Source organism: Oribacterium asaccharolyticum ACB7 (genome assembly GCF_000238075.1).
Taxonomy (GTDB): Bacteria; Bacillota; Clostridia; order Lachnospirales; family Lachnospiraceae; genus Oribacterium; species Oribacterium asaccharolyticum.
Genome location: NZ_JH414506.1, coordinates 63,788 through 80,583, shown reverse-complemented (window position 1 = coordinate 80,583; position 16,796 = coordinate 63,788). Strand labels below are relative to the sequence as shown.

Sequence of the window (16,796 nt, the reverse complement as noted above, 5' to 3'; positions counted from 1 at the left end):
TTTTTGCATCCGGAAAAGAAAGGAAAAAATATGTATCAAGGCTTTTATGATTTGGCATCGGGGATGATTACCCAAAGAAGAAATCTGAATACAATCAGTAACAACATGGCGAATGTCCAGACTTCAGGATATAAGAAAGATACCATGGTCAGCACCACCTTCAAAGAAGAGATGATGATTCGGACCGGAAGATACAACAAGAAAAATCCGGAAGATCTTGCGATGGCGTCCCGTATTAAGTCAGCTGCCAGAACCTATACCGATTACGAGCAGGGCTCCTATGAAACAACGGACGGAATTTATGATACAGCCTTAAACGGAAAAGGTTTTTTCGCCGTTCGTACGGATAAGGGAACCTTATATACAAGAAGCGGAAATTTTTCCGTAGATGAAAACGGCGTTCTGGAACTTGCAGGAATCGGTAAAGTACAGAGCAAAGAGGGAGGAGATATCGTTCTTCCCAATGACAACTTTGCCATCGATCCTGACGGCAGCATCTTTGATCCGCAGAGTACCGGGGATACAAGGAAGGTGTACGGCACCATAAAAGTTGTGGATTTTGAAAATTATGAAGGCCTGCATAAGGAAGACAATAACATGTTCAGTACGACACAGGCGGAGCTTGCGAAGCCGGCAGATACAACGGTGAATTGGAAAATGCTTGAGAAGTCGAATGTGGACATGGTGGAAGAGATGACGACGATGATGAGCTCACAAAGATCTCTGCAGAGTGCCGCGCAGATGCTTAGGATGTACGACACGGTGATGAGTAAGGCAAGCAGTGATGTGGGTAGAATTTAAGCATCCGGAAATGAGAATATAAGCTACAGAGGAAAATACCTATGAATATGTCTTTTTACGTTGGTGCACTCGGTGCCAACGCCAGTCAGAAGAAAATGGATGTCATCAGTAACAACCTGGCGAATATCAATAACAACGGGTTCAAACCGAAAAATGCCATTTTTTCGGAGCTGATTAATTATAACCTGAATGATTCTCCGGAAGCAAAGACCGAACTGCAGGCCGGAGGAGCCGGCACCACAGTGGTCAGAACCAACACGGAGTACGGAACCGCTGCGTTTACAACGACCGGACAACCGAATGATTACGCCATCGGAACAAGTAATGCTTTCTTTAAGCTGATGGATCCGAAATCGGGAGAAATCAGCTACACCAGAAACGGTCATTTCCATGCCGGAGAGTTTCCGGACGGAAAGTTTTATCTCCTAACAGAGTCCGGAAAGCATGTTTTGGATGAAAAGGGAGAGAAGATGCTCGCAGACGACACTGCCTTAAAGGTCATCGAAGAGGCTGCAAAAGCTGGAGAAGGCAGCGGAGCACAGAGCAGCACAACCGGGGATACGGAAGAGAAGAAACAGAAAATTGGTGTTTATACAATGACTTATCCCAGTCGATTAGTAAGTAAGGGCGATAATGAGTTTGCAATCCGTGCAGGGGATACCAAGAATGTGGAAAGCCTGGTGGAGAAGCCGGTGCTGGAAACGGGTACCTTGGAAGCTTCCGGAACGGATATGGCGAAGGAAATGACCCGCCTCATCGAGAGTCAGAGAGCATTTACCTATGCCTTAAAAATGGTACAAACCTCTGATGAAGTGGAAGGGACGATTAACCAGTTAAGAGGATAAACAAACGAAGCTCAAGATAAGGAATCAAGAAGATGAAAATCAACCGCTATGAAGATATGAATCTTCAAGAACTCGATGTCATGAAGGAAATAGGAAGTATCGGTACCAGCCATGCCGCTACGGCACTTTCCCAGCTCTTACAGAGAGAAGTGCGCATTACCATCCCGAAGGTGAAAATCCTGGGATACAACGGCGCAGTGAAGAGAATTGGGCAGGAAGAGGAAATCGTAGGAGCAACTCTCGTACAGATGAGTGGAGACTTGGACGGTTTGATGCTTTTCCTCTACGACTTTCATTTTGCCAAAAGACTCTTGAAAAAGCTTTTGGAAAAAGAGTATGAGGACTTCAGTAAGATGGACGACATGGCATTTTCAGCCTTAAAAGAGGTCGGAAATATCATTATCTGCTCCTATATCAATGCGTTTTCCCAACTGGTAGGCGTGGATATCAACCTGTCGGTTCCCAGCAGTACAGTCAATATGCTCGGAGGTATTCTCACCGTGCCTATGGTGGAATTCGGTTATGAGTCGGATAAGCTCATGTATTGTAATGCGGATTTTCTGGTAGATGGAAAGAGTATTCCCTCTTGGTTATTGATGCTTCCGGATATCCATTCTTTAAATACGATTCTCGGAAAGCTAGGAGTGTAAGATGCAGTTGGATAAGCAGCTAAAAGTAGGAATTGGGGATATGAAGCTGACTCGAGGAGACGGGCTCATCATCACCTACGCTCTTGGCTCTTGTATCGGACTTGCCTTTTATGACTCATACATCAAATTGGGAGCGCTGTTGCATGTCATGTTGCCTGAAAGGGTAAATGCAAATGACCCGAATGTTTTTAAATATGCAGATACGGGGATACGCGAGACGCTACGCAAGATGACCGCTTTTGGGATGGTAAAGAGTAGGACGACGGTACGTATAGCAGGGGGCGCCAAAATGTTTGAAATCAGCGGAAATGCCGGTTTCGGAAACATTGGGCAAAGAAATATCGAAAGTGTAAAACAAATTCTCCGAGAAGAAGGTATGAAAATTACCGGAGAAGATACCGGAGCAAATTATGCAAGGACCATGAGTCTGGACACTGGAAATGGGGAAGTATTGATACGAACCTATGGACGGGACATTGTCCGGATTTAAGGATAGATACAAAACTCTAGTGGGGGCAGGATGCAAGTCCCGCGTTTAAGGAAGAACGAAAAAGGGAGAGGATATACGAAGATGAAAAAGAAAAATGAAAAGGAAGGCATTTTACTGGAGTCCGGAACGAACGAAATCGAAATCATGAAGTTTCGCGTTTTAGGAGAATTTTACGGAATCAACGTGGCAAAGGTGAAAGAAATCATGATGACGGAGAAGATTAAGCCGATGCCGCATTCCCACCCGTCAGTAGAGGGATTTTTCAAGCCGAGACAGCAGCTGATTACAGTTATTAATCTGGCAAATTATCTTACCGGCGTAACACCGGAGCAGGGTGTCAGAGATTTATTTATCATTACACACTTCAACAAGATGATGGTGGCATTCCGTGTGGATTCCATTGAAGGAATCAGCCGTATTTCCTGGCAGAGTATCCAGAAGCCGGATAGAACGCTGGCAAACGGTGCCGAGTCTGTGGCTACCGGTATTGCCCAGTGTGATGATCAGCTGGTTACCATCCTCGACTTTGAGAAGATTGTAGCGGAAATTTCTCCGGAAACCAGTATCAAGATGGAAGAAATTGAACAGATGGGTGAGAGAGACATCACGACGGCTCCGATTGTCATTGCAGAGGACTCCGTTTTACTGCAGAAAATGATTGGTGCAGCTTTGCAGAAGGCCGGCTTTACCAATGTTTCCATTTTCAATAACGGACAGGAAGCGTGGGATTATCTGTCCTCTCTGCGAAATGATCAGAATCTTTACCAGAAGGTAAACCTTCTGATTACGGATATCGAGATGCCGATGATGGACGGACACAGGCTCACGAAGCTTGTGAAGGATGATATGCGCTTAAAGAGAATCCCGGTAGTCATTTTCTCCTCTCTGATCAATGATCAGATGAGAATAAAGGGGAAGGAACTCGGTGCGGATGAACAGCTTACCAAGCCGGAAATCGGTCACTTGGTAGAAGTTTTGGACACCCTGATTAAGCGTTTCCGGGAATCCGATCACGCATTGCTGGTAAAATAAAAGCTGTCAGGCCTATGGGATGGAAACTGTAGCTTCCATAGCGGGGCTTGCGGAAAATGGAATATTGTGTGTTAGTATACGATGTCCGTTTCGGAATTAAAAATAAGAAGGCATGGATCTGCCTGAAAGGAACAGGGATGGTGAAAAAAAGGATAGAACTTCACCATCCCTCTTTGTTATTCATAATGTGCGTAAAGCGTGTGATATCTTGTTCAAACCAGGTGGTGTCCGGGGAAGGATATCCCGGTTTGGATTTTATCCGGATTTTGAAAATTCCTAGCATATTTTTAGGCTTTTGGGTATAATAAGGAGGTAAAAAATGAAAAAGAGTAGTATGGCTGTTTTTTTAAGTCTTTGCCTTTTGGCAGGGGGATTTTTTACAGAAAAAACTTACGCCGACAGTAATTTTTCGGGAGATTGGATTAAGCAGGGGGATGCCTGGTATTTTTATCTCGCACCGAATACGCCTCTGGAGGAAGAGTGGCTCAGCTACAATGGAGAGAGCTACTATATCGGACAGGGCGGCAGGATGGTTACCGGAAAATACATCGATCCGGAAGACAAGGCCGAGTATTTTTTTGATGAGGACGGAAGGCTTCTGGAAGATGAATTTACGAAGGACGGTAAGCTTTACATAGGAAAGAACGGTAAAGAGCTTCGCTATTTTAATGATTATCGTACCTTCCTGAGAAGAGAACTGGAAAGTCTTAAGCAGAAAGACTTCGGGAAAAAGGTAGAAAAGGCGAGCGGAGACGCTGACAGTACGGCAACTACGCTGGAAGGGGCTGTGATTCACCCTGAAGCGTATGCGTTGATAGATATCAATGATGACGGCTATAAGGACATCGTCCTTTTAAAGGATAAGGTGAGAGAGGAAACGAAGCTTTCTCCCAATGTTTTAGCCGTTATCTTGTATAAAGAAGAAACACGTATCACGAAAGAAAGTAGAGAAGAAGCAAAGAATAAGACGGAGAACGAGAAGCTTCCCATCAAGGAGCGCAGCACCATGCCGCTCCTCGAGGCTGAGGCGGATGGACCTTACACCTTTGTGGTTCGGCGGAACAAGCTGACGGGAGAGATTGCATTCTTACGAAACAATCGCGGAGGAGAAGACTATTCCGTTTTTCAGTTCAAAAAAGATGAGGGATTGAATCAGCTCTATTCCATTGCAACAAAGAGAGACGGTATGGGCGTTGCCAAGTATTATTCTTTTGCGGATGAAGTGGAATTTCAGGAATACCAAAGAATACTCCTTACGATTCAAAATCAGTTTGGAGAGCCATACCCGGTAAAGTCCTATAACTTGGACGAGGCGGGCTTGGAGGAAGGCCTGAAGGACTTCAGCAAAGAGGAACTTTCTTTCTATGCGACACAGGAATTTAACAACTAGAATTCCTTTTTCAAAGTAGGAGGTTTGTTTTGTCAATCATCATTACTGTATCCAACCAAAAGGGCGGTGTGGGAAAAACCACTACCTCGGCAGCAATTTGTGCAGGTCTCGCGGACAGGGGAGCCAAGGTTCTGGGCATTGATTTGGATCCTCAAGGCAACTTAGGCTTTTGTATGGGATTGGAAGGCGGTAATCCGACCACAATTTTAGATGCCTTACATGGAAAGGTGAAGGTGCAGCAGGCCATTCGGCGTTTGCCGAAAGCGGATATTTTGCCTTCGGATATCTCCCTTTCCACTACGGGTCTGGAAAAATTGGCTCCGGGAAAGAGAGAAGTGGCATTGAAAGAGATGCTTGCTCCGGTTATGGATTATTATGATTATATGGTGATTGATACCCCGCCGGCACTGAACCTTTTAACGGTAAATGCCTATGCGGTATCCGATTTTTTGATTATTCCGATGTCTTCGGATATACTATCTTTAGTAGGGCTTTCTCAGCTTCGAGAGACGATTGACTCCGTAAAGCAGGGATTAAACAAGAATTTGAAAGTACTGGGGATTCTTCTTAACAAGTATGACAAGCGTACCACCTTGTCCAGGGATGTGGAGGAGATGGCAGACGGTCTTGCCAAGCAGATTTCCACCAAGGTATTTCAAACGAAAATCAGGCAGGGTGTTGCCATTGCGGAGGCACCCGCTCACGGAGAAGATATTTTCACCTACAATAAACGCTCTCCTGCGGTCAAGGATTATATGAGCTTTATTGAAGAGATAGCAGGGGATATTCATTTGAAAGAGGTGATAGCGTATGGCAACGAAGAAAACAACGAAATCCAATAAAACATCTCATGTGATGAACTTACTTACCTCCGCACCGGCAGCGGAAGAGGTGGAGAGTGCGAGTGACTTGGGAAGCGGAACCTCGACGTCCAAGTCTTCCAAGGCGGAAATCGATGAGGCGTTGCTTTCCGACTTCCATGAGGCTGCAGAGAAGACCAAGCAGGCCGCAGAGCACTTTGACGGAGCGGTAAGCAACTTTAAAACCGCAGTGGAGAATTTCGATACCATAGAGCAGAACAAAGTTTCCGAAAGCGAAGAAAAAGAGGAAAAAAAGGAAGAGAAAAAAGAGGCAAAGGATTCGAACTTGCAGGAAGAGGTTCCACCGGCTTATAAAAAGAGCAAAGTCACCGTGATTGATGAGTCTTCGGAAAATGATAAGATTACGAATGAGATTCAGCAGAATTTGGAGAAAAAGCTTCTCTCCGAGTATGATGAAGCGGAACCGGAATTTCATATCGTAAATGTCATGGCGGATATCTTACAGACAAAGGATGTGCGCGGACTGATGCAGAAGTACGGCGGTTGTACCTGTGACAAGTGTGTTGCCGATGTGACGGCACTCTCCTTAACCAGACTTCCTGCGAAGTATGTGGTGCTGGACAAAGACAAGACCTCTCCGATGATTGGTTTTTACCGGAGCAAATTCCATGCGGATATTTTTGTGGCAATGCTGAAAGCGGTAATGGATGTAAAGGAACACCCGCATCATGATCCGAACCGTGGAAAGGATACGACGAAGTTTGATGCGGAGGAACGAAAGAATCTGAAGGGCGGTTCCATGAATATTGCCTAAGGCGATTCTGAAGCTGTCGGTTTCCATTTCTGCAATGTTTTAAACAACAGGAGACTGTGAAGAAGAAGGCGGTTTTCACCGCTTGTCTTTTTCCGGTCTCTTTCTTATTTTCTTATATAAGTATAAAAAAGAGCCGATAATGTCATGAGAAGTTAGCAATAAGAATGTCTTGGAAGGGAGTCCTGCATTCTTGGGCTTTTGAGGAGGTGGCAGGGAAGCTCTTCCTGCAGATACAAAGGTCTTGCTAAGCAATAAGCGGGGAACACCTACATTTCTCGTTTAAAAATCATAACGGAAGTTTTCACTACAGAGGCTTTCGTTAAAGAGAGGAAGGATGAATCATGGCAGGTTTATCAACAAGCGCAACTAGTAGCTCTGGACTCGGAAACACCTCCCTTAGGGGCTTTGGTGGAATGGCGTCCGGACTCGACAGAGATGCGTTAATTGAACAGATGTCCAGAGGGACACAGACTAAGCTGACTAAGGCCAGACAGGAAACCACACAGATTGAATGGAAGAGAGATGCATTCAGAGAACTTGCGGATAAGACCATCGAGTTTCAGGATGACTTCTTATCTTTTGCATCGCCTACTTCCGTTAAGAGTGAAGAACTTTACGAATCCAATGTTGTGGATGTAAGAGGAGACGCGGCAGCGGCAAAGTATATTACGGCAAGCGGAGCTTCCGATATGACGAAGAACCTTAAGATTTCCGCCGTAACAAAGCTTGCAACGGCAGAGTCCATTGTTTCCGATGTAAAGGGTAGCGTATCAGCAATTCGAAGCGGAATCTCCGCAGATGCCTTAGCCGGTGCTAAAACCGTAAAAACCAGTAATTTAGAGGGAAAGACCCTTGAATTCGGTAACTATACCACAAAAGGTATATTTAACCAGAAAGCAAGCTTTACTTTCCCGAGTTCTTATAAAGATGATGACGGAAAGACGGTGGAAATCGATTATACCGGAGACAAGCAAAAACTGGTTAATGACTTAAACAAAGCGGCCAAGCAGAAAAATGTACAGCTTGGTGAAAATAAAGATTTGAAATTTAAGTATAATCAGGGGGCAAATCCGGGCGAAGACTTCATCAGCATTGAAGGCAGCTCCGACTATGTCATCAAGAAAGAATCCACTGCCCTGGAAGCTTTAGGGTATAGAGCAGGTGCACCGGGAAGTACGCCGACAGGAACCGGTTCCGCTGCTTACGGCTTGAGCCTTGACAATTTTAATGCGGGAACCGCAGCGGAGCATAAGTTCTCGAAGGCTTCCGTACAGGAGAGCGGTTTCCTCGATTATTTAAAGGATACCAAGCTCACGGTTTCTCATAGCGGAAAGAGCAGAGAGGTCAGCATTTTAACCGATGCGCAGAAACAGGATATCGAGACACGGTTTGTCGGAAATGATTCCACAACCAACCAGAACAGACTGGATGCCGTAGCACAGGCTATGCAGAAAAATATCGATAAGGAGTTCGGTGCTGGAAAAATCAAGGTGGACAGTTCCACAGGCAGCTTATCTTTCAACAGTGCCAATGGAAAAGACACGGTTTCGGTGAACTCTTCCGACCAGACAGTTAGAAGCAATCTGGGAATCGAAAAGGGAGCTTCCAACCGTGTATCTTTGGAGAGCTCTATTATGAGCAGCCTGGATAAGCTTGGTCTGGATTCCTTTGCCGGAAATAAAGCCGGACTGGATGAAGCACTTTCGCATTTAACGATTAACGGAAAAGAAATCAAGGGAATCACTTCAGACTCCACTGTTTCCGATATGTTGAAGAAAATCAATGATGCGGATGCCGGGGTAAAGGCTTCCTACATGCAGGGTTCCGGACGATTTGTTTTGATTCACAGTGAAACCGGTTCGGGAAGAAGTATCGATTTAGGAGATGCTTCCGATGCCAACAATGTTGCCAATAAGATTTTCGGTGCTACAGCAGGCGGCGGCGGAGAGGTAAACCACGGTCAGGATGCGGAGATTGTCTACAACTATGGAAACGGCATCAATGAAGTTCTGACTTCTTCTTCCAACACCTTCAATATTGACGGAATGACCATTACGGCAAGCGGAAAGTTCGGTGTAGAATTGGATTCGAGCGGTAATGCAGTGACAAAGCCTGACGGATCGTATAATTTTGACAGTTCCAAGACGGTAAGCTTCAGTTCCAAGGCAAATGTGGAAAAAGCAACGGCCAGCATGAAGAAGTTTGTTGAGAAATACAACGAACTGATTACGTCCTTAAATGACCATGTGAAGACCAGAAAGGAAAAAGGATATGATCCTTTGACCGATGAGCAGAAGAAGCAACTCAGTCAGACTTCTATCGATAACTGGGAGAAGAAGGCTAAGCAGGGAATTCTTTATGGAGAATCTTCCGTTAGAAACTTCAAATTCTCCATGGACAGAGTCATGACCAATGCCATAAATGATTTGCAGAAGGCCGGCTTAAAATATGAAGATATGGAGAAGGCGGGAATCAGTATGTCTTCCGATGTTCATGACGGTGGAAAACTTGTCTTTGATGAAGAAAAGTTCAAGAAGGCAATGGAGACGAATCCGGAAACGGTAAAGAAAATCATGAGCGGACACAACGGTTCCAAGGGATTTGCCAAGGTCGTTGAAGAGGCGATGACACCTTATGCAACGCGTTATGCGTCCAGAAACGGCGGCTCCTACGGAGAATTGGTTAAGGAAGGCGGTTCCAATAAGGTAACGCTGAAGAACACATCCACGACCGTTTACCAGGCTTTAAAGGAAAATAATGATAAGATTGAAAAGCTGAAGACACTTCTCAGCACGGAGCAGGATCGTTATTTGAAGCAATTCTCTCAGCTGGAGAAATTAATCAGCAAGATGAATACACAGTCTTCTTACCTGAGCGGTTTGAGCTAAGAAGCAGGACGTTTTCAAGAGGAAATGAAATAGAAGGAACAATGGGAGCCGATTCTTCGGCTCCCATTTCTTATGAATCTATAAAATTCTTTACAAAGTCCTATGTTTTGCATTAAAGTATTTCCCTGTGAAAATTTTATAGAATAGGGGGAATTATATGGCAGGAGAAAATAAGGAAATGAAAAAAGGAAAAAAACCGTCTCTGGCCATGCAGATTTTTATTGCATTGGTTTTGGCAATTCTTTGCGGTCTTGCCCTGCAAGGGCATAGTGAACTGGTGGAACACTATATTAAACCGTTTGGAATCATCTTTTTGAATCTGGTAAAGTTCATCGTTGTGCCGGTGGTGCTCTTTTCCATCATGTGCGGCATTATTTCCATGCAGGATATCAGGAAGGTCGGATCCATCGGTTTGAAGACCGTGGTCTTTTATCTTTGTACGACAGCTTTTGCGGTGAGTATAGGTTTATTCTTCGGAACGCTTTTTCGCAGATTTTTTCCAATAATCGCTACAACGGACTTAAGCTATGAAGTAAAGGGAGGAATTTCCCTGATGGATACGATTGTCAACATTTTTCCGTCAAACTTTATTCAGCCTATGGTCGAGGCAAATATGTTGCAGGTTATCGTGATGGCTCTTATCCTCGGATTCGCCATTATTCTGGTGGAGGAGAAGAACATCCGTGTCGTAGCCGCTTTCAATGATTTTAACGACATTTTCATGAAGTGTATGGAAATGGTTTTGAGCCTGTCGCCAATCGGTGTATTTTGTCTGCTTTGCCCGGTGATTGCGGCAAACGGTCCGAAAATTATCGGTTCTCTTGCCACGGTTCTTCTTGCGGCTTATATCGGCTATATTGTGCATGCCGTTTTCGTGTATTCCGCTACGGTGAAAGTACTGGGAGGGTTGTCTCCCGTAAAGTTCTTTAAGGGCATGATGCCGGCCATTATGTTTGCTTTTTCTTCGGCATCCTCTGTTGGAACTTTGCCCATTAATATGGAGTGTACGGAAAAGCTTGGTGCAAAGCGGGAGATTGCTTCCTTTGTCCTTCCGCTCGGTGCGACCATCAATATGGACGGAACTGCCATTTACCAGGGAATTTGCGCTATCTTTATTGCGTCCTGCTATGGAATCCACTTGACTCTTTCCCAGATTATTACCATTATCCTTACTGCCACTCTGGCTTCCATCGGAACAGCCGGCGTGCCCGGTGCGGGGATGATTATGCTTGCCATGGTATTGACTTCGGTAGGTCTGCCGGTAGACGGTATTGCCCTTGTTGCCGGAGTGGATCGTATCTTTGATATGGGAAGAACGACCGTCAATATTACGGGTGATGCAGCCTGCACTATGGTGGTTTCCCATTTGGAAGAGAGAAAAGCGAGAAAAGCGAAAGCTGCAAAATAGTACATTGTAAAAAATATTCCGAATAAAGAATCCCTGCGTCTCCTTTTATAGGAGAGGCGGGGATTTTTTTGAAAAATACTTTATATAAAATAGCGAATAGGACGAAGTATTCTAAGAGGATGAATCGGGAGGCACTTTAGCAGAGCACTTACAAAACAGAGGAGGAGTGCTTGTGCCTGTTTTGAAATTTCGGATAATAGGAGAGGATATGAAGGAGTATCAAAAAAAGTACCAAGAGCAGAGTATTATGCAGATGAGCCAGGGAGAACTTTTGGTTTTGACCTTTGATGAGGCAATCAAAAGCTTAAAGCTTGCTGAGTTTGCATTGGAGGATAAAAAATACGATAAGTTTGAAGAGGCAATGAAGAAATGCAATATGATCATTCGTTACTTGCGTCAGACTCTGGATATGGAACAGCCTATCAGCAGGGATTTGCTCCGTTTATATGACTTTGTTACTTTTGATTTGGGTCTTGTCCTTGCGGGAAGAGACAGAAGAAAGGATGAGCTTCCGAAGCTTGTTGCAATTTTAACCGATCTTCGGGACGGATTCTACGGAGCCAGCCAAAAAGTCATGGATACCCATATGCCGAAAGAGGTAAAGGTAGTAGGCTAAAATCAGACGGAACGTTTCAACATACAATATCGTAAGTGAAAAGGGGATGTGGAAAAAGAACATAAACTGTATCTTTTTTACAGCCTCTTTTCTACCGTAAGGGAGGGAAAGAGATGGATGTGGAAAAACTTGCCACGCTATATCAGAGAAGATATAATATCATGAGCAAGATAGGCAAGGAGACGGATGAGATTCTTCTGGCGGCGGAAAGACAGGATAATGTGAGCCTGGATTTGCTTTTGGATTTGAGACAGGAATCCTTGGGGGAATTGGAAACGAACGATATAGAGATTCGTGCCATGGTGGAAGAAAGCGTTGCCGATGCAAAGCTGTTCCGCTCCCTTACTACCGGAGGAGAAGGGGAAGAGGTTTTTTCCAACAAATGGGAAAGAAAGATCTCGGAACTTTACCATAAGGTAGAAGCGATGCTGGAAGAAGTCAAGCGGAAGAACAAACAAATAGAATTTCGTGCAGGCAGGACAAAAGACTACTACGCGGAAAAGATATTTACATAGAAGGATTTTGATTCATAACGAGTGCGGTACGGTGAACCCGCCGCCTCGTTTTCAGGGAGTGGGAAAGGAAAACAAGGAAGGTAATGAATCGAAGTGTATATGAGGGCAAGTTTTTATTGAACTTGTTGGGAGGCACATTGCGGCAAGATGATTCTTTCCCTGTGGTTCGGAGAATGAACTGGGGAAGACTCTATCGTATAGCTGACTATCATGAAATATCCTCGGCTATTTATCTTGGTATGTTATCAGCGGGAGCGAGAGTCCCCGCTATTTTTGGTGAGCGCTTCTTTAAGAGATATCAGGAAGCGGTACGTTACGGGGAAGTTTATGAAGCTTCCGAACTGGAAATTCTGGATGCTTTTCAAGCCTTAAAAGTACCGGCTGTGATTCTGGAAAGTGCTGCGGTAAGAAGACTTTATCATCTTCCCGAAACTGCGGCAAATTCTCCGTTACGCCTCTATATTCCCGAGGAGAGATATTATCTGGCCAAGGGATACCTTATTGATCTCGGTTATGAGACAGACATGTTTTATAAAGGTTTCGGAGAGCATATGAAGAGGATTGGGGGATTTCAGATTGAAATCTATCACACTCTTCCCTTCCTTACAAAGACTTATAAAAAAGCCATGAAAAGTCTTTTGGATCGGGCTTATGCGGATAAAAATCGCCCCTCTTTAAAGGTGCTTTCCCTTGAGAGCAGCTATCTTTTCCGGCTGGCTGAAGCGTCCTACCACTTTTGTTCGGATAACCTGAGAATCAGAGAACTCCTGGATTTGTATCTGTTTTATAAGTTATTTTATAAGGATATGAATCATCGTTTTCTGGACTCGAGAATCAAGGAGCTGGGAATTCCGATTCTTTCCCAAAGTCTCTTGCAAATTGCGGATATGTGGTTCAGCAGCAGAAAGGAGACCCTTTTCCCTTATCCCAAGGACAGTATAAGTCTTTATGATGACATGGAAGCTCGTATTCTTTCCAACGGAACGGTGGGAAGAGACAGTATTCCGGAAGCTGAAAAACTTAGAAAAGCCATTCGGGATGCGGAGAATCGGGAAGAAAGAGCCGAGAAATGGAGGAAGTGGAAAAAGAAGTGGCAGGAGCGCTGGAAAGCGATTGGAAGGCAGCTTCGCTGGGTATTCCCGGATAAGGGGTATATGGTCAGCCTTTACCCGGAATTGGAAGATAAGGGATTCCTGCTTCCGCTCTACTGGATTAAGAGAGATTGGAAGCTGCTTAAAATTGTTCTGCTTCCGGATAAAATAGAAGAGAAGGAAGAAAGCGGGAAGACCGAGGACGGGAAGAGTACAGAGTCTCCCGATAGAGGAAACAACGTCTACTCTATTGAGGAAATCGGTTACCAGGCGGATCCTTTCCGAAAGAACGGACGAAAGAAAGTATTTTATAAGAAGAAAAAGAGAGACGAAGAGGAAGAGACTTCCGCTACAACGGCGGAAAATCCGGAGAATCCGTCTGAAGAAGCTGTGGAACTTCCTCTTAATGAAGACCTTGCTTTTCTTTCAGAAGAAATCAACGAGAATGAGGAAGCGGATGAGGATAAGGAAAACGACTGGAATCTATGGGATTTTTCTGCTCCAAAGCCCTTTGTAAGTGCAGACTATCAAGCGCAAGGGAATCCGCGAGCCGAAGCTCGGAGTACTTTGGGGAATCAAAATACAGAGCACGGCGGGAAGCTGAGTGAAGCGGAAGAAGAAAGAGCGCTTGCTATGCTTTCTCTCCTTCTTTCCGAAGACGGCACGCCGACGCTTTCCGAGGAAGAACTGAAAGAGAACGAAAAGGAAGTAGAAGAACAGTACCGGAAGTCTCTGGAAGGGGAACGCTATGATTTCCCGAAATACAATGCATCGAAGGGAAGCGAAGAGAAGGAAGAGCATTCCGAAGAGCATAAAAAGGAAGAGTATGCCACCTTGGACGGCCGGGAGGTAAAGGTACAGTCCTGGAGCTTTCCGAAGGAGAAGTCTGAGGAATAAATACTTGAAGAAGAGAGATTCCAAAGCAAAAAAAGTAAAGTCTTGAAACTCAAAAAAGAAAGGGCTTGAAGCTTAAAAAGAGAAGAGTGTGAATCTCGAAAGAGAAGAGTGTGAATCTCGAAAATCTATTTGACAGCGGTAGAAAAAAGGGGTAGAATAACAAAGCATTTTTGCAAAAGGACAGGTGAACTATGCTCATTTCCGAGTTCACTAAGCCCGAATATTACTTAAAGCAGGGCCTTAGGCCCGGGCTACATTAAATACTGAAATCAGTCCCTGACTGGACCAGAGTAAGTAGCCTACACATAGGAGGTTGTTATGAATTCTTACGTAGCAAAGGCTTCTACTATCGAAAGAAAGTGGTTCGTGGTAGATGCAGAGGGGAAGACACTCGGACGTCTTGCATCGGAAGTAGCATCCGTTCTTCGCGGAAAGAGAAAGCCGACTTTCACACCGTTCTTAGACTGTGGTGACTATGTAATCGTAGTTAATGCAGAGAAGATTCAGGTAACAGGAAAGAAGCTTGAGCAGAAGTTGTATCGCACCCATTCTCGTTATGTTGGTTCCATGAAGGAAACTTCTTTAAGAGATATGAGAGCCAACAAGCCGGAGCAGGTTATCGAACTTGCTGTAAAGGGAATGCTTCCCAAGGGACCTTTAGGTAGACAGATGTACAAGAAACTTTTCGTGTATGCAGGCCCGGAGCACAAGCACCAGGCACAGCAACCAGTTGCATTATCAATCTAAGGGGGGAATAGAGAATGGCTACAAATAGAAATTACGGCACCGGTAGAAGAAAAAGCTCTGTAGCAAGAGTGTATATCATGCCGGGTACAGGTAAGATTACCGTAAATAAGCGCTCCATCGATGAGTATTTCGGTTTGGAGACTTTGAAGACTATCGTTCGTCAGCCTCTCGTGGCTACACAGAACGAAGGCAAGATTGATGTTCTTGTGAATGTATGCGGTGGCGGTACCACAGGACAGGCCGGCGCTATCCGTCACGGTCTCTCGCGTGCACTTTGCGAGATGGACAGCGACTTCAGACCGGTTTTAAAGAGAGCGGGATTCCTTACAAGAGACTCTCGTATGAAGGAGAGAAAGAAGTACGGATTAAAGGCTGCTCGTCGTGCTCCGCAGTTCTCAAAGAGATAAGAAAAGACATATTCAGTATATGGGACTCTTCAAGCAATTGGGGAGTCTTTTCTTATCCCGTAAACTTGCGAGTTGCTCGCCTAAGGCTCACAACTACTCGCGGCAAGATGCCAAAGGGCATCTTACTCATCGCTCGTACAGTTCTCCAAGAGATAAGAAAAGACATATCAAGTATATGGGACTCCTCAAGCAATTGGGGAGTCTTTTCTTATCCCGTAAACTTGCGAGTTGCTCGCCCAAGGCTTGCAACTACTCGCAGTAAGATGCCAAAGGGCATCTTACTCATCACCGGTGGGAAACGAAGGAGATGCCGTTACGGGTTGAAATGATACAGCGATTCCCGGAGTCTGTTAAGCTCATCTGTGAGGCGCACTTATTGATGAGACAGCGCTTACTTTCCATTCTGGCGAATAATATAAAAAAGTGCTTTTGTACTTTTCTACAAACATGGAAAAAATTTTTGGGAAAATTTCTTAATAAGTTTTTAAAATTGATAAAAAAACTTGTCTTTTAAAAAGCTGAGGAGTATCCTTACTCCCGTCTTTCAGCGATGTGTTATTTTGTTGAAAGAAAGAGGAAAAGAAAGAAAAATGTTTTTTCTGCATGGGCAGAAGAGAGGAGACTATTATGAGAAAGATGGTTAGAGGATTATTTGTACTTGCAGCAATGACAGCAGCTCTTACAATGGTTGCATGTTCCGGTAAGAAGGCAGAGACTACTGCAGCAACAGAGAGCAAGGTAGAGACAGAGGCTGCTAAGGAGACCACTGCAGCAGAGGAGAAGAAGAGCGATAAGAAGGATGCTAAAGAGACTACAGCAGCAGCTGAAGAGTCTGAGAGCACTGAAGAGTCTTCTAAGAAGTAATTTTTGAAGAATTATATAAGAGAGCCTGCGGGCTCTCTTTTTTTAGTATGACGGGCATGCCGTCAATCTGTGGTGCAAGTCCACAAGGGGCGTAGTTGCCGACGAACCCCATAGCGACTCCCAAGGTTTACATCGCGAGGTGTAGGCGAGAAGAAGGGATAGCGAAATCGTAGCCTGACGAACAGAAACCTGATATTAAGGCGTTTACGGCGGATGAGCTGGCTAAAAGCAGCAAAGTCCAAAAGGCAACCGTAACCCGTAGGCGTAAATCAGGCAGGTAGACGAGGAAAGACTGGCAGGCTTATCCCGTGAGGTCTCACAGACGAGGAAACTCGCCGTAGCAACAACGAACTGTGAGAAGTCAGCAGAAGCCGTAGTAGGTATGATTCTGAAATGGATGATACCGAAGGGCTGAACAAGGTAACTGTGTAATCAAATGTATGCCCCATGAAATACCTGACAGCGGAAAGTGCGAAACGTAATTGAGCAGATACCGCATAACATAAGGCTTATTCATGGG

The 16,796-nt window shown here is 44.8% G+C and carries 16 protein-coding genes; all 16 read left to right on the top strand.

What is annotated here, in order from left to right; all coding sequences use genetic code 11:
- Positions 1-30: 30 nt before the first annotated feature.
- The 16 genes from HMPREF9624_RS08235 to HMPREF9624_RS08150 all read left to right on the top strand — a co-directional run bounded on the left by HMPREF9624_RS08235 (position 31) and on the right by HMPREF9624_RS08150 (position 16,276).
- The gene (locus HMPREF9624_RS08235; protein ID WP_036595131.1) at positions 31-801 is read left to right on the top strand and encodes a flagellar hook-basal body protein; all 771 of its coding nucleotides are present in this window, start codon (positions 31-33) and stop codon (positions 799-801) included.
- A gap of 41 nt (positions 802-842) precedes the next feature.
- Positions 843-1,646, top strand: coding sequence for a flagellar hook-basal body complex protein (locus HMPREF9624_RS08230; RefSeq protein ID WP_009537358.1), 804 nt, complete (start codon positions 843-845; stop codon positions 1,644-1,646).
- Between the two features lie 32 nt (positions 1,647-1,678).
- Positions 1,679-2,296 (top strand): chemotaxis protein CheC, encoded by a 618-nt coding sequence (locus HMPREF9624_RS08225; RefSeq protein WP_009428885.1) that lies wholly within the window; start codon positions 1,679-1,681, stop codon positions 2,294-2,296.
- Position 2,297: 1 nt separating this feature from the next.
- The gene (locus HMPREF9624_RS08220; protein WP_009428502.1) at positions 2,298-2,786 is read left to right on the top strand and encodes a chemotaxis protein CheD; all 489 of its coding nucleotides are present in this window, start codon (positions 2,298-2,300) and stop codon (positions 2,784-2,786) included.
- 81 nt (positions 2,787-2,867) lie between these two features.
- Entirely contained in the window at positions 2,868-3,818 is a 951-nt protein-coding gene (locus tag HMPREF9624_RS08215; protein WP_009429137.1) for a chemotaxis protein, read from the top strand.
- A gap of 319 nt (positions 3,819-4,137) precedes the next feature.
- The gene (locus tag HMPREF9624_RS08205; protein ID WP_009537357.1) at positions 4,138-5,208 is read left to right on the top strand and encodes a hypothetical protein; all 1,071 of its coding nucleotides are present in this window, start codon (positions 4,138-4,140) and stop codon (positions 5,206-5,208) included.
- A gap of 29 nt (positions 5,209-5,237) precedes the next feature.
- Positions 5,238-6,050 carry a ParA family protein gene (locus HMPREF9624_RS08200; protein ID WP_009428542.1) on the top strand — a complete coding sequence of 271 codons (813 nt, stop codon included), beginning with the start codon at positions 5,238-5,240 and terminating at the stop codon, positions 6,048-6,050.
- The gene (locus tag HMPREF9624_RS08195) at positions 6,019-6,843 is read left to right on the top strand and encodes a late competence development ComFB family protein (RefSeq protein ID WP_009537356.1); all 825 of its coding nucleotides are present in this window, start codon (positions 6,019-6,021) and stop codon (positions 6,841-6,843) included. Before HMPREF9624_RS08200 ends, HMPREF9624_RS08195 begins: the two co-directional genes overlap by 32 nt.
- A 341-nt stretch (positions 6,844-7,184) precedes the next feature.
- Positions 7,185-9,731 carry a flagellar filament capping protein FliD gene (gene fliD, locus HMPREF9624_RS08190; RefSeq protein WP_009537355.1) on the top strand — a complete coding sequence of 849 codons (2,547 nt, stop codon included), beginning with the start codon at positions 7,185-7,187 and terminating at the stop codon, positions 9,729-9,731.
- 157 nt (positions 9,732-9,888) lie between these two features.
- Positions 9,889-11,139: a dicarboxylate/amino acid:cation symporter gene (locus HMPREF9624_RS08185; protein WP_009537354.1), complete on the top strand. Its 1,251-nt coding sequence runs from the start codon at positions 9,889-9,891 to the stop codon at positions 11,137-11,139.
- 208 nt (positions 11,140-11,347) lie between these two features.
- Complete coding sequence (locus tag HMPREF9624_RS08180; RefSeq protein WP_036595035.1) at positions 11,348-11,755, top strand: flagellar export chaperone FliS; 408 nt, start codon at positions 11,348-11,350, stop codon at positions 11,753-11,755.
- A gap of 113 nt (positions 11,756-11,868) precedes the next feature.
- Positions 11,869-12,270, top strand: a complete 402-nt coding sequence (locus tag HMPREF9624_RS08175; RefSeq protein WP_009537352.1) for a hypothetical protein — start codon at positions 11,869-11,871, stop codon at positions 12,268-12,270.
- Positions 12,271-12,353: 83 nt separating this feature from the next.
- The gene (locus HMPREF9624_RS08170) at positions 12,354-14,258 is read left to right on the top strand and encodes a nucleotidyltransferase family protein (RefSeq protein WP_009537351.1); all 1,905 of its coding nucleotides are present in this window, start codon (positions 12,354-12,356) and stop codon (positions 14,256-14,258) included.
- A 318-nt stretch (positions 14,259-14,576) separates the two neighbouring features.
- Positions 14,577-15,005: a 50S ribosomal protein L13 gene (gene rplM / locus HMPREF9624_RS08165; protein ID WP_009429680.1), complete on the top strand. Its 429-nt coding sequence runs from the start codon at positions 14,577-14,579 to the stop codon at positions 15,003-15,005.
- A gap of 14 nt (positions 15,006-15,019) precedes the next feature.
- Positions 15,020-15,412, top strand: coding sequence for a 30S ribosomal protein S9 (gene rpsI, locus HMPREF9624_RS08160; protein ID WP_009428996.1), 393 nt, complete (start codon positions 15,020-15,022; stop codon positions 15,410-15,412).
- A 627-nt stretch (positions 15,413-16,039) separates the two neighbouring features.
- Entirely contained in the window at positions 16,040-16,276 is a 237-nt protein-coding gene (locus HMPREF9624_RS08150) for a hypothetical protein (RefSeq protein WP_009537350.1), read from the top strand.
- The last annotated feature ends 520 nt before the right edge of the window (positions 16,277-16,796 follow it).

Excerpts from the sequence above, each read along its gene's own strand:
- HMPREF9624_RS08235 (WP_036595131.1), top strand. The coding sequence starts at position 31 with ATGTATCAAGGCTTTTATGATTTGGCATCGGGGATGATTACCCAAAGA.
- HMPREF9624_RS08230 (WP_009537358.1), top strand. The coding sequence starts at position 843 with ATGAATATGTCTTTTTACGTTGGTGCACTCGGTGCCAACGCCAGTCAG.
- HMPREF9624_RS08225 (WP_009428885.1), top strand. The coding sequence starts at position 1,679 with ATGAAAATCAACCGCTATGAAGATATGAATCTTCAAGAACTCGATGTC.
- HMPREF9624_RS08220 (WP_009428502.1), top strand. The coding sequence starts at position 2,298 with ATGCAGTTGGATAAGCAGCTAAAAGTAGGAATTGGGGATATGAAGCTG.
- HMPREF9624_RS08215 (WP_009429137.1), top strand. The coding sequence starts at position 2,868 with ATGAAAAAGAAAAATGAAAAGGAAGGCATTTTACTGGAGTCCGGAACG.
- HMPREF9624_RS08205 (WP_009537357.1), top strand. The coding sequence starts at position 4,138 with ATGAAAAAGAGTAGTATGGCTGTTTTTTTAAGTCTTTGCCTTTTGGCA.
- HMPREF9624_RS08195 (WP_009537356.1), top strand. The coding sequence starts at position 6,019 with ATGGCAACGAAGAAAACAACGAAATCCAATAAAACATCTCATGTGATG.
- fliD (WP_009537355.1), top strand. The coding sequence starts at position 7,185 with ATGGCAGGTTTATCAACAAGCGCAACTAGTAGCTCTGGACTCGGAAAC.
- HMPREF9624_RS08185 (WP_009537354.1), top strand. The coding sequence starts at position 9,889 with ATGGCAGGAGAAAATAAGGAAATGAAAAAAGGAAAAAAACCGTCTCTG.
- HMPREF9624_RS08180 (WP_036595035.1), top strand. The coding sequence starts at position 11,348 with ATGAAGGAGTATCAAAAAAAGTACCAAGAGCAGAGTATTATGCAGATG.
- HMPREF9624_RS08175 (WP_009537352.1), top strand. The coding sequence starts at position 11,869 with ATGGATGTGGAAAAACTTGCCACGCTATATCAGAGAAGATATAATATC.
- HMPREF9624_RS08170 (WP_009537351.1), top strand. The coding sequence starts at position 12,354 with ATGAATCGAAGTGTATATGAGGGCAAGTTTTTATTGAACTTGTTGGGA.
- rplM (WP_009429680.1), top strand. The coding sequence starts at position 14,577 with ATGAATTCTTACGTAGCAAAGGCTTCTACTATCGAAAGAAAGTGGTTC.
- rpsI (WP_009428996.1), top strand. The coding sequence starts at position 15,020 with ATGGCTACAAATAGAAATTACGGCACCGGTAGAAGAAAAAGCTCTGTA.
- HMPREF9624_RS08150 (WP_009537350.1), top strand. The coding sequence starts at position 16,040 with ATGAGAAAGATGGTTAGAGGATTATTTGTACTTGCAGCAATGACAGCA.